Source organism: Paenibacillus sp. FW126-R14 (assembly GCF_058789495.1).
The window spans coordinates 87,307-98,791 of sequence record NZ_JBYTBS010000024.1 but is presented as its reverse complement, the minus strand read 5'-3'; the positions used below and the strand labels follow the sequence as shown (position 1 = coordinate 98,791).

The window sequence follows — 11,485 nt, the reverse complement described above, 5'->3', positions numbered from 1 at the left end:
GGCGGCATGGCTTTTGCCTTTCCAAGCAGGAGTTCCACCTGCTAAATTACACGACTTTACCATTGGTCGCTCGCGCCCTGTAGTTCCCTCTTATCAAATAAAAGAACCTTCCAACCCACAAAACGTGGAATGGAAGGTTCTTTTCTCTACTGGGCAACCAAGTTGTCCTCAGTGGATTTCTTAATCTGCTTGCTTCGTAATTGTCCGCAAGCCGCATCAATGTCCGTGCCGTGCTCCAAGCGGACGCTGCAGGAGATGCCCTGCTTTTTCAGCGTGTCATAGAAAGCCCGCACCGACTCCCGCTCGCTTCGTTGATACTGGCTGTGCTCATCCACCGGATTGTACGGGATGAGATTCACGTTGGCAAGCTGGCGAATGTGCTGGATCAGCTCGGCTAACTGGAGAGCATGCTCCCGGCCGTCATTCACGTCTTTCAGCAAAATATACTCGATCGTAATTCTACGGTTCGTTTTCTCCAAGTAGTATTCAATCGAGTCCATCAACTTCTCAATCGGAATGGCTTTGTTGATTTTCATGATCCGCGTACGAAGCTCGTTCGTCGGGGCATGCAAGGAAATCGCGAGGTTCGTTCGCAAATCGGAGTCCGCGAATTCTCTAATTTTATCAGCCAGACCGCTCGTCGAAACGGTAATATGTCTCGCAGCGATATCGAGCCCTTTCTGATCCTTGACGACGCGGATGAAATCCACCATGTTTTTGAAATTATCGAAAGGTTCTCCAATCCCCATCACGACAATATGGCTGACATGCTCGTCAGCGCCCTTGCTGTCCAAATGAAGCTGAACCTTCATAATTTGTTCCACGATTTCCGCGGCGGTGAGATCCCGGCTCTTGGCAAGCAGCCCGCTCGCGCAGAAGCTGCACCCGATATTGCAGCCAACCTGTGTCGTTACACAAACGGACAGGCCGTATTTATGCCGCATCAGCACCGTTTCAATCAGATTTCCGTCCATCAGCTTGAACAGAAATTTGATCGTCCCGTCCGCCGACTCTTGTTTTAAATGCTCTGTTAAGGTTTGGATGGCAAAATGCTCTTCCAACACCTGCAGGCAGTCTTGTTTCACATCCGTCATCTCCGAGAAGGCGGTGACGCGCTTCCGGTACAGCCAATCCCAAACAAGCAAAGCCCGCGACTTTTTGAACCCTTTCTCAGCGAGCCAAGCAACCAATTGGTCAAACGTTAATCCATAAATGGACCCTTTGTTCATTTGTTTTCCTCTTTTCAAGACTTTCACGTACAGTCCAAGTTCTACTAAGCAGCCGAAGCCTACCATCTAGTTATTATTGTGCCAAAAATCGTGCGTGAACACAAGAGGAGTGAGCTTCCAGCGCCGGACTCAATAATTTACAATGAATTTATAAAAATTCGAACATATGTTCTTTATTTTTTAGGCGTTTTATGGTAATAATAAGAGGTACACATTTTTACCCTGTTTCTACTAATATGAGCCCCAGGAGCTGATCGATGATGACAGTACGTTTAGACCCTTATCTAGTCATGGAAGGAAATGGGAAGGAAGCTATTCAGTTTTATGAGAAGGCTTTAGGTGCCCAATTGGTCTTCACACAAACGTTTGGCGAAATGCCGGCAAATCCCGAGTTCCCTCTGCCTGAGGAAGCGAAAGAGCTTATCGGCCATGCGATGCTAATGGTAGGCGACACCCGTCTGATGTTATCCGACACATTCCCGGGACAGCCCGTTCAGAAAGGCGAGAATGTTACCATCTGTATCTCGATTAAAGAAATCGAGAAAGCCAGACAGATCTACCATGCTCTGGAGGATGGCGGACGCGTGATCATGCCGCTGACAGAAACGCATTTTAGCCCTGGGTATGGCCAGGTAGTCGATAAGTTCGGCGTTACCTTCCACATTTTCACGGATCTACCAACCAACAATTAATCCAATAAGAGTGGGCTGTCCCAATCGTAGATGTATCTACTTGGGGCAGCCCCTTCTATTTATAGGGAAGATAGTCCCATTTGATTCCATCAAGTTTGAGGCGTATGATAGGAGCTTAGGTTTTTTTCTACACCTTTAATACATCAAAGGAGAACATACGACATCATGAAGGAATTATCCCGTTCTAAAACGATTGGCCTGATCGCATTTTTGGTTATTGTCTGGGGAATTTCCTGGCCGATCTACAAAATTGCGCTAGCTTACACACCGCCGCTTCTGTTCGCTGGCATGCGCACGCTCATTGGCGGCTTACTGTTGGCTTGTCTATATATCCCGAAGTGGAAGCAAATCCGCTGGAAAGCTAATTGGTCCGTCTATTTGCTTTCATCGGTGTTCAACGTCATCCTTTTCTATGCTTTGCAGACCATTGGCTTGCTTTACATGCCCTCGGGGTTATTTTCGGTCATTGTATATTTGCAGCCTGTGCTTGTAGGCATCTTGGCTTGGATCTGGCTCGGGGAAGCCATGAACGCCGTCAAAATTCTCGGACTGCTTATCGGATTTCTCGGGGTTGCCGCAGTTAGCGCCGGAGGCTTATCCGGCCATGTCGCTATCCTCGGCATCGTACTGGCGCTTATTACATCGCTGGCCTGGTCCATTGGCACGATTTATGTGAAAAAAGTCAGCCACCGCGTAGACTCCATCTGGCTCGTAGCCTTTCAATGCATACTCGGAGGCATTGTTCTCACGACGCTGGGCTCCAGCACAGAGCAGTGGTCCTCTATTACGTGGAACGCCTCTTATCTCGTAGGGCTTATTTTCGGAGCGGTATTCGGAATTGCTGCTTCTTGGGTCGTCTATTTCACACTCGTTCATTCCGGAGATGCCAGCAAGGTTGCCTCATACACGTTCTTAGTCCCTTTGATATCCGTAATAAGCGGAACCTTGTTCTTGCACGAGCCGTTCTCCGTGTATTTGCTCCTCGGGCTTGTCTTAATTGCGGTCAGCATTTATATGGTCAACCGTAAAGCGAAGCCGGGCTTGCCGCAAGGCAAAGCGAACCGCAAGAGCATCGTCACAACGCAGTAACATTCGGCGGTCAAGGATTTTCTTATCTACTCATAAAAAGCCTTCCATCCGTCTCTACCAATCGGATGAAAGGCTTTTTTTCTACAGAAACCATGTAAAATGCTTATCGAACGATCTTCTCAAGCATCTTCATAGGAGGGGCCGGTATCTCTTCAGGGACGGGTACAGGCGCGGGCTGTTCATGAAACTGCTTATTCGCATACATTTTCTTGATTTGACCGTAAAAGCTTGTCGTTCGTATGTAGGCAGTAATCCTGCAAATCATTTGCATATACTTCGTATCTTCAATTCCGGAAGAGATGTTAAAAAGCGTATTCAAGCTGCCAATGGCTTGGTCTCTAGTAATGATTCCGCTTTCCAAATCCCTCAAAACCCGCTCAATGTCACTCTTCACGAACCAAACGGCCCTGCTCTTCATGTTCTTATCTATCAACCATGGCACCTCCTAGATGTATGTACTCAAATAGTACAACACCCGGCTTGTAATATCTGTCGAAGTGAGGAGAGCAAGTTTATAGTATTTTTCGGGAATTCCGAGGAAAATTGTCGTCTATTGTTAGGAGGAATTTGTAAACTTGGGTCCTCCCTGTATTTTTCTCAGAAATTGCATGGTACGTTCGTTATTTGACAGTTCAAACACTTGCTCAGGCGTCCCTCTTTCCATAATGATCCCCTGGTCCATGAACACGACTTGATCGGCCACTTCTCTGGCAAACCCCATTTCATGCGTCACAATGACCATGGTCATCCCTTCGGCCGACAGGTCCTTCATAACCTGCAGCACTTCGCCTACAAGCTCCGGGTCCAGCGCAGAGGTCGGCTCATCGAATAATAGAACCTTCGGATGCAAAGCCATGGCACGGGCAATGCCCACGCGCTGCTGCTGTCCGCCGGAAAGCTCATGCGGGTAACTGCCCGCGCGATCCCGCAGCCCGACCTTGTCCAGCAGTTGCAAAGATAAGCTCCGGGCATCCGATTTGGGGCGCTTTTGAACAATGACAGGCCCTTCCATCACATTCTGTAACGCCGTTAAGTGCGGAAACAAGTTGTAGTTCTGAAAAACCATTCCCGTTTGTTTGCGTATCGCCATCAAAGCGGCGTGATTTAATCTCTGCTTGCCGCTAAAAGAGAGGCTCGTATCCGCTAAGACAAGCCTGCCCTCGCTTGGAATCTCCAGCAAATTAAGGCACCGCAGCAGCGTCGTTTTCCCTGAGCCGGAGGGCCCGATGATGACCGTCGTCGTACCTTTGGGAACGGATAAATCGATCCCCTTCAGAACTTCCACGCCATGAAAATGCTTCTGCAGCTGTTCGATCTGAATCATGCCCAAGCCCTCCTTCTACGTTGCTGCACTGCGTTCATACCGTCTTTCCAGACTGCTCTGGAAATAGGAAAGCACCGTGCTGAACACCAGGTAAACCGCAGCTACCTCCATGTACAGCCATAACGGCTCATAGGTCACCGCCGCGATCTGCTGCCCTTTTTGAAACATCTCCGTGACCGTAATCGTTGCCGCAAGCGAGGTATCCTTCGTGAGACTGATAAAAGAGTTGCCAAGCGGCGGTATCGCGACACGAACTGCCTGCGGAAGAATGATGCGCCGCATCGCCTGCCACTTCGTCATGCCAATCGAATACGCGGCTTCTCTCTGCCCTTTGGGAATCGAAAGAATCGCGGCGCGTATAATTTCCGAGCTGTAGGCCCCCTTATTTAAGGTAAAACCTATAATCGCCGTCGGAAAAGGCTCCAGCGTAATCCCCAGACTCGGGAATCCGTAGAAAAGAATGAACAGCTGAACAAGCAGCGGCGTGCCGCGAAATACCCAGACATAGAATTTCGCAATAAGCACCAATGGCTTGAAATCGGATAAACGGGCTAACGCCGTCAGGAAAGCCAAAATCAGTCCTAATGTAAACGTAATTAAGGTAAGGGGAATCGTGTAGGCCAAGCCTGCCTTAACAATGGGAAAAAAGGAATCACTGAGGATTCCTATAATTCGCTCCGTGCGTTCAGTTGTCATAGGCCGGTCCCTTTACTTCGATACATCGCTATTGAACCATTTCTGCGAAATCTTCAAATACGTTCCGTCGGACTTCATGTCGGCCAGTGCTTTATTCACCTTTTGCACAAGATCGGTGCTTCCCTTGCGAAACAAGAAGCCGTTGCTGGTGGCGCTCGGCTCTTCGTAGACGGTTTTGATCGGCAGGTCCGGACGCTGCTTCTTCAGATCCAAATACGAAAGGCTGTCATTGATCGTCCCGTCAATGCGGCCCGAAGTCAACAAATCGACCGCTTGGTTGAAGCCTTCTACCACGGTGTTCGTCGCGCCGTGCTCCTCCGCGATTTTCCGGTAATTGCTGTCGAGGGATTGACCGACTTTCTTCCCCTTCAAGTCATCCAGCGATTTAATATCGTTGTTGTTCGCGTTAACGACAAGAACCGCCCGGGATACGATATACGGGTCGGACATATCGTATTTCTCCAAGCGGTCCGGACGCACCGCCACTTCGTTGGCGATCATGTCATACCGTTTCGCATCGAGCCCGGCGATCATGCCGTCCCACTTGGTTTCTATGAAACGCGGTGTGAGACCGCTCCGTTTGGCCGCTTCCTGGGCAATTTCGACATCAAAGCCTGTCAAAGTTCCGCTTTTATCATGAAACGTGAATGGCGCATACGTCCCTTCGGTCCCAATCGTAATTTCGGCTGCAGGCTTAGCAGACGGAGCGACGCTCGCTCCCGCCTTCTGCCCGTCCTTGGCGCCACAGCCCGCAAGCGTAGTACTGCGGTTAGCGTGAAGGCTAATCTCATGACTCTCTTCAATTTGCAACCTCCCGTCAACAATCCGTTTTGCTGTTACGAGAGGTATTATTCCCAAACGAGCCAATTTTAAGAGTCGGATTAGCTGAACATTTGCTTCACTAGTTCCCGGTTGCGTTCTTTGAAAACCTCATTATGCGAGGAAACCATAGCAATCTTATTGGCTTCTGGCTGTATGTACAGTTTCGCTTTATTGACAGCGTTCGCCGCATCGTGGAAAGCACCGGCAATCAGATGGACCTTCCCCTCATGATGAAGAATATCTCCAGCTGCATAAATGCCCTCGATGGAAGATTCGCTCGCCGCGCTGCCTTTAATGTAATAATCGTCTACGATGTCGATTTTCACTTCGCTGTTTTGAAGCAGGGTCATATCCCGCTCGTAACCGTGATTAATGATCACTTCATCGACGCTCAAGTACGACATTTCTCCCGTTTCGTGGTTCTCAAGCTGGACATGTTCGATTGTTTCGTGGTTTGTGCCGGCAATTAATTTGGAGATCGAGGAATTAAATATACAAGTGACAGAGCTTTCCAAGAGCTGCTTCACTTGGGCTTCATGACCGGAGAGCGCTTCTTTGCGATAGGTTAAATAGACCTTGCCGGCAACAGGCTCTAACTCATTGGCCCAATCCACGGCTGAGTTTCCGCCGCCTGAAATGATGACGGTTTTATCCTTAAAGCGCTCCAAGGACTTCACGGTGTAATTCAAATTGGATACCTCGTACCGCTGCGCACCCTCGATTTCCAGCTTTTTCGGATTAAGAATGCCTCCGCCTACCGCGACAATGACGGTTTTCGACCAATGCTTCGTGCCGGAAGCGGTAAGCAGTTCGAAGATCCCTTCTTCATTGCGCCTGATCGACTCCACTTTCTCACCGAGAACGACTTCCGGCTGGAACGTTAAGCCTTGTTCGACAAGCTTCTCGATGAGTTTGGCACCAGGAAGCGGCGTATGACCGCCAACGTCCCAGATCATCTTTTCCGGATACACATGCACTTTCCCGCCTAGCTGCGGCTGGTATTCAATAATCTTCGTTTTCATTTCTCTTAAACCGCTATAGAAAGCAGAGTAAAGTCCTGCCGGACCTCCCCCGATGACAGTCACATCAAATAGTTCCTTAGCATCCATATCCATTCACTCCTTCTCACGTCCATGAAATTGATTATCATTATCAATTAAATATACGTCTTAAATTTTCTTTTTACAACAAATAATTATTGACAACCTCATGTTGTTGCCTTAAAGTATGTTTAGTCCTTTTAGTGATAATGATTATCACTATCGACGATGTCATGGAGGTGTAACATGGTTCGCCTGTATATAGATGAACTCAACATTGGCTATGGGGAACGCTCAATTGTCAAAAATCTCAGTGCCGCCATACCCGACAAGAAAATTACGACGATCATCGGCGCGAATGGCTGCGGCAAGTCCACTTTGCTGAAAGCGACAACCCGGATTATACCTCACCAGTCCGGGCGCATTGTTCTGGACGGGGCGCTTATTTCCAAAGAAAACACGAAGGTGCTGGCCAAGAAGATGGCAATCCTTCCTCAAACGCCTGAAAGCGCCAGCGGATTAACCGTTGGTGAATTAGTTTCCTATGGCCGTTTCCCTTATCAAACCGGCTTTGGCCGGCTAACGAAACAGGACTATGAAGCCATTGACTGGGCGCTAGAGGTGACGGGAACCCAAGACTTCAAGTATAGACCTGTCGATTCCTTATCGGGCGGTCAACGGCAGCGCGTTTGGATTGCCATGGCCATTGCCCAGGAAACGGACATCATTTTCCTTGATGAGCCTACGACCTATCTGGATTTGGCCCATCAATTAGAGGTGCTCGAGCTGCTGCAGAAATTGAACCGGGAACAAGGCCGGACGATCGTCATGGTCCTCCACGATTTGAATCAAGCCGCCCGTTTCGCTGACTATATCATCGCTCTGAAGGACGGCGAGATCGTCAAAGCCGGAGACTGCGAGGAAGTCATGCAGCCGGATGTTCTCAAGCAGGTTTTCCAGATTGATGCCGAGATCGGAAGAGATCCTCGTACCAATAAGCCAATGTGTATCACATACAACTTACTAAAAGGAGATTATTCAAGTGAAAAAAATACTCATGCCATTCCTGCTCTTCATTCTAGTGCTAGCTACTAGCGCATGCGGTTCTGCAGCGCCTAAAAAAGAAGAAGCTGCCAGCACGCCGGCTGCAACGGGAGCTGCAACAGCCTCAACCGGTTCCAAAACGATCACTTACCAGTCCGAAAGCGGCCCTATTGAAGTACCTGCCAATCCGCAGCGCGTTATTGTCCTTTCCTCTTTTGCAGGAAACGTCATGTCTCTGGGTGTGAACCTTGCCGGTGTGGATTCATGGTCGAAAATGAACCCCAACTTCGACAAAACGTTAAAAGATGTGAAAGAAGTTTCGGATGAAAATTTAGAAAAAATCATTGAACTCAAACCTGATCTCATCATCGGTCTTTCCAACGTCAAAAACATTGAGAAATTAAAACAAATCGCTCCAACGGTTACATACACATACGGAAAAGTCGACTATTTAACCCAACACATCGAAATCGGTAAACTTTTGAACAAAGAAAAAGAAGCAAGAGCTTGGGTTGACGACTTTAAAAAGCGCGCGCAGCAAGCAGGCACAGACATTAAAGCGAAAATCGGCGCGGATAAAACCATTTCCGTTATCGAGAGCTTTGACAAACAGCTTTACGTTTTCGGCGACAACTGGGGTCGCGGTACCGAAATTCTGTATCAAGAAATGAAATTGCCGATGCCTACAAAAGTGAAGGAAATGGCTTTGAAAGAAGGCTACTATGCACTGTCTACGGAAGTTCTGCCGCAATTCATGGGCGACTACGTCATTTTCAGTAAAAACCCGGACGCGGACAACTCCTTCCAGCAAACAGAGACATACAAAAATACGCCGGCTGCAAAAAACGGCCACGTTTATGAAGCTAACGCTAAAGTTTTCTACTTCAATGATCCGGTAACTTTGGAATACCAGTTAGATTTCTTCATCAAAAACTTGCTTAAATAACATCGCAAAGGAGCCTTCTCGGATGAAGCAGTCCATTTCATTTGGTTATAAATTTGCTCTCGGGCTCCTTGTGTTTGTGGGAATGTTTGTTGTCGCAATGGTGTTCGGCGCAGCAGATGCTACCGTCTCCGACGTCTGGCTGGCACTAACTTCACACACGGCAAGCGATACGATTACGATCATCCGTGAAATTCGATTACCCCGCGAAATCGCGGGGATTTTCGTTGGAGCGGCACTTGGCGTATCCGGTGCCATTATGCAAGGGATTACTCGAAATCCGCTGGCGGACCCCGGTTTGCTGGGGTTAACGGCAGGAGCCAACGCAGCGTTAGCTTTTACGATTGCTTTATTCCCATCAACAAGCTATTTAGGCATCATGCTCGCTTGCTTCCTGGGAGCGGCCATCGGGGCGCTTCTGGTTTTCGGCATCGGCGCGGTGAAAAAGGGCGGCTTCTCGCCTATCCGCATTGTGCTCGCAGGAGCTGCGGTATCTGCCTTTTTATATGCCGTTTCCGATGGTCTTGGCCTTTATTTCAAAATCTCAAAAGATGTTTCCATGTGGACATCGGGCGGATTAATCGGCACCTCATGGAGCCAATTGAAAGTGATCGTCCCCTTTATCGCGGGCGGTTCGCTGGTCGCCCTCTTTCTCTCCAGACAGCTGACCATTCTGAGCTTAAGCGAAGAGGTTGCTGTGGGATTAGGGCAAAAAACAGCGCAAATCAAAGCGGTTCTTTTCTTCGTCATTATTTTGCTGGCGGGCGCTTCCGTTGCCCTTGTCGGCAACATGGCTTTCATCGGCCTGATGATACCGCATATCGTGCGTGCCATCGTGGGCACCGATTACCGGTTCATCCTTCCGATGTCCGCGGTATTCGGCGGCACGTTCATGTTGCTCGCCGATACGCTTGGGCGTACCATTCACTCGCCTTATGAAACGCCTGTGGCTGCTATTGTCGCGATGCTGGGCTTACCCTTCTTCCTGTATATCGTGCGCAAAGGAGGCAAAGCTTTCCCATGATTCATCCATCCCTGCTCAGAAAACAACGCTTGCTCCTAGTCGGCGCGCTGGCTTTGATTCTCGTTACGATTGTGATCGGTATGGGGCTAGGCTACTCGTCGCTGTCCTACAACAGATTGCTCCCTACCCTGCTCGGTCAGGGGACTTTTAAAGAAGAATTCGTGCTCTTCTCGATCCGGCTGCCGCGCATTTTGATCACCTTGCTGGCCGGTATGGCGCTTGCCCTCTCCGGTGCGATTCTGCAGGGTATTACACGAAATGATTTAGCGGACCCCGGCATTATCGGGATTAACTCCGGTGCGGGTGTGGCCGTGGCTGTTTTCTTTCTCTTTTTCCCGGTTAAAGCAGGCTCCTTCGTTTATTTTCTTCCGCTGGTCGCTTTCGTCGGGGCCTTGCTGACCGCAGCCTGTATTTATCTGCTTTCGTATCGTCGAAAAGAGGGTCTTCAGCCTGTCCGGCTGGTGCTCATGGGGATTGGCTTCTCGATGGCGCTGTCCGGCATCATGATCGTTGTGATCTCGTCTGCGGAACGTGCGAAGGTGGACTTTATTGCCAAATGGCTGGCCGGCAACATTTGGGGAGCCGACTGGCCTTTCATTTGGGCGCTGCTGCCGTGGATCGTCGTGCTCATTCCGTTCACTTTGTACAAAGCAAACCGATTAAACCTTCTCGGACTTAGCGAGCCTGTCGCCATCGGAGTTGGCGTATCGGTCGAAAAGGAGCGTGTCGTGCTGCTTATCGCCGCCGTAGCGCTTGCCGCATCGGCCGTTTCGGTCACAGGCGGCATTAGCTTTATCGGGCTTATGGCTCCGCACATCGCCAAAGCGTTGGTCGGACCGCGGAATCAACTATTCATTCCAGTGGCTATTCTCATCGGCGGATGGCTCCTGCTTCTGGCAGACACCGTCGGACGCAATCTGCTCGACCCGGATGGAATCGCGGCTGGCATTATGGTGGCATTGATCGGGGCGCCGTATTTTATGTATTTATTGTTGCGAAAAGCGTGAGCTTGCTGCTCATCGCATAAAGCGCCTTAATAAGACCGTCTAGGTTCTTAAAGAACCCCGACGGTCTTTTCCTTTAATCGGATTTAACTGGACTAATTGGCAATTTGACTCCATGCAGGGTACTCGTCCAAGTAACCATACTGGTGCAGCTCCGTCAGTGCCCGGCGTATGCTGCTCTCGTCCTCACCCGATGCGCTGGACAGGTCCAGAAGATCGTTGATGTCAATCTTAGGATGCTCTTTGCAAAAAGCAAGCAAGCCCTTGGCTGCCCACGAGAGCCGATCGTCCTGAAATTCGCCGACCATCCGGCGAAACATTTTCTGGGAAATAATTTTCATTTCGACGAGGTCTTGCATGGCTTTGGTAGCCTGCTTAAGGTTCATCCTGCCAAGCCTAGCGAGATCAACCAGCTCGGGGATGTTCGATTCTGAGGAAAAGCATTTCAATAGAATGACCGTCATTTGCGTATAAATATCCATCCCTGGATAGCGAAATAGGTCATCCGTAACTGTAAAATGACGCGTTGCTTCTCTCGCCTGTTCGTTGTCCATTTGATGTCCTCCTTATCTTGAATC

Annotated in this window: 13 protein-coding genes; 6 read left to right on the top strand and 7 right to left on the bottom strand. The window is 49.3% G+C overall.

Translation table 11 applies throughout. From position 1 onward, the window contains the following. Positions 1-146: 146 nt before the first annotated feature. On the bottom strand, positions 147-1,229 hold the full coding sequence (rlmN, locus tag AC3WRW_RS16960; RefSeq protein WP_171685476.1) for a dual-specificity RNA methyltransferase RlmN: 1,083 nt from the start codon (positions 1,227-1,229) through the stop codon (positions 147-149). Between the two features lie 260 nt (positions 1,230-1,489). Between rlmN and AC3WRW_RS16955 the strand changes: the two genes are divergently transcribed. Beyond that, positions 1,490-1,921 (top strand): VOC family protein, encoded by a 432-nt coding sequence (locus AC3WRW_RS16955; protein WP_492547473.1) that lies wholly within the window; start codon positions 1,490-1,492, stop codon positions 1,919-1,921. Positions 1,922-2,086: 165 nt separating this feature from the next. Beyond that, positions 2,087-3,010: a DMT family transporter gene (locus tag AC3WRW_RS16950; protein WP_492547472.1), complete on the top strand. Its 924-nt coding sequence runs from the start codon at positions 2,087-2,089 to the stop codon at positions 3,008-3,010. Positions 3,011-3,113: 103 nt separating this feature from the next. Here AC3WRW_RS16950 and AC3WRW_RS16945 read toward each other — a convergent pair whose 3' ends face one another. From AC3WRW_RS16945 to AC3WRW_RS16925, 5 genes are all read right to left on the bottom strand, one after another. Next, positions 3,114-3,443 (bottom strand): hypothetical protein, encoded by a 330-nt coding sequence (locus tag AC3WRW_RS16945; RefSeq protein ID WP_492547471.1) that lies wholly within the window; start codon positions 3,441-3,443, stop codon positions 3,114-3,116. Between the two features lie 123 nt (positions 3,444-3,566). Next, entirely contained in the window at positions 3,567-4,334 is a 768-nt protein-coding gene (locus AC3WRW_RS16940) for an amino acid ABC transporter ATP-binding protein (RefSeq protein WP_492547470.1), read from the bottom strand. Positions 4,335-4,349: 15 nt separating this feature from the next. Then, on the bottom strand, positions 4,350-5,030 hold the full coding sequence (locus AC3WRW_RS16935) for an amino acid ABC transporter permease (RefSeq protein ID WP_492547469.1): 681 nt from the start codon (positions 5,028-5,030) through the stop codon (positions 4,350-4,352). 12 nt (positions 5,031-5,042) lie between these two features. Next, complete coding sequence (locus AC3WRW_RS16930; protein WP_492547484.1) at positions 5,043-5,834, bottom strand: amino acid ABC transporter substrate-binding protein; 792 nt, start codon at positions 5,832-5,834, stop codon at positions 5,043-5,045. Between the two features lie 77 nt (positions 5,835-5,911). Continuing rightward, positions 5,912-6,961, bottom strand: coding sequence for an NAD(P)/FAD-dependent oxidoreductase (locus AC3WRW_RS16925; RefSeq protein WP_492547468.1), 1,050 nt, complete (start codon positions 6,959-6,961; stop codon positions 5,912-5,914). A 177-nt stretch (positions 6,962-7,138) separates the two neighbouring features. On the opposite strand from AC3WRW_RS16925, the gene AC3WRW_RS16920 reads away from it, so the two are divergent. The 4 genes from AC3WRW_RS16920 to AC3WRW_RS16905 are packed head-to-tail and all read left to right on the top strand — an operon-like array spanning position 7,139 to position 10,910. Then, entirely contained in the window at positions 7,139-7,987 is an 849-nt protein-coding gene (locus AC3WRW_RS16920) for an ABC transporter ATP-binding protein (RefSeq protein WP_492547467.1), read from the top strand. Continuing rightward, positions 7,935-8,882, top strand: a complete 948-nt coding sequence (locus AC3WRW_RS16915; RefSeq protein WP_492547466.1) for an iron-hydroxamate ABC transporter substrate-binding protein — start codon at positions 7,935-7,937, stop codon at positions 8,880-8,882. The genes AC3WRW_RS16920 and AC3WRW_RS16915 overlap by 53 nt, the downstream gene beginning before the upstream one ends. A gap of 22 nt (positions 8,883-8,904) precedes the next feature. Next, entirely contained in the window at positions 8,905-9,903 is a 999-nt protein-coding gene (locus AC3WRW_RS16910) for a FecCD family ABC transporter permease (RefSeq protein WP_492547465.1), read from the top strand. Further along, entirely contained in the window at positions 9,900-10,910 is a 1,011-nt protein-coding gene (locus tag AC3WRW_RS16905; protein ID WP_492547464.1) for a FecCD family ABC transporter permease, read from the top strand. The genes AC3WRW_RS16910 and AC3WRW_RS16905 overlap by 4 nt, the downstream gene beginning before the upstream one ends. 92 nt (positions 10,911-11,002) lie before the next feature. Here AC3WRW_RS16905 and AC3WRW_RS16900 read toward each other — a convergent pair whose 3' ends face one another. After that, positions 11,003-11,461, bottom strand: coding sequence for a hypothetical protein (locus AC3WRW_RS16900; RefSeq protein ID WP_492547463.1), 459 nt, complete (start codon positions 11,459-11,461; stop codon positions 11,003-11,005). Between the last annotated feature and the right edge of the window lie 24 nt (positions 11,462-11,485).

What these genes read in the sequence shown, in the direction of transcription:
- rlmN (WP_171685476.1), bottom strand. Translation starts at nt 1,229, where the DNA reads ATGAACAAAGGGTCCATTTATGGATTAACGTTTGACCAATTGGTTGCT.
- AC3WRW_RS16955 (WP_492547473.1), top strand. Translation starts at nt 1,490, where the DNA reads ATGACAGTACGTTTAGACCCTTATCTAGTCATGGAAGGAAATGGGAAG.
- AC3WRW_RS16950 (WP_492547472.1), top strand. Translation starts at nt 2,087, where the DNA reads ATGAAGGAATTATCCCGTTCTAAAACGATTGGCCTGATCGCATTTTTG.
- AC3WRW_RS16940 (WP_492547470.1), bottom strand. Translation starts at nt 4,334, where the DNA reads ATGATTCAGATCGAACAGCTGCAGAAGCATTTTCATGGCGTGGAAGTT.
- AC3WRW_RS16935 (WP_492547469.1), bottom strand. Translation starts at nt 5,030, where the DNA reads ATGACAACTGAACGCACGGAGCGAATTATAGGAATCCTCAGTGATTCC.
- AC3WRW_RS16925 (WP_492547468.1), bottom strand. Translation starts at nt 6,961, where the DNA reads ATGGATGCTAAGGAACTATTTGATGTGACTGTCATCGGGGGAGGTCCG.
- AC3WRW_RS16920 (WP_492547467.1), top strand. Translation starts at nt 7,139, where the DNA reads ATGGTTCGCCTGTATATAGATGAACTCAACATTGGCTATGGGGAACGC.
- AC3WRW_RS16910 (WP_492547465.1), top strand. Translation starts at nt 8,905, where the DNA reads ATGAAGCAGTCCATTTCATTTGGTTATAAATTTGCTCTCGGGCTCCTT.
- AC3WRW_RS16905 (WP_492547464.1), top strand. Translation starts at nt 9,900, where the DNA reads ATGATTCATCCATCCCTGCTCAGAAAACAACGCTTGCTCCTAGTCGGC.
- AC3WRW_RS16900 (WP_492547463.1), bottom strand. Translation starts at nt 11,461, where the DNA reads ATGGACAACGAACAGGCGAGAGAAGCAACGCGTCATTTTACAGTTACG.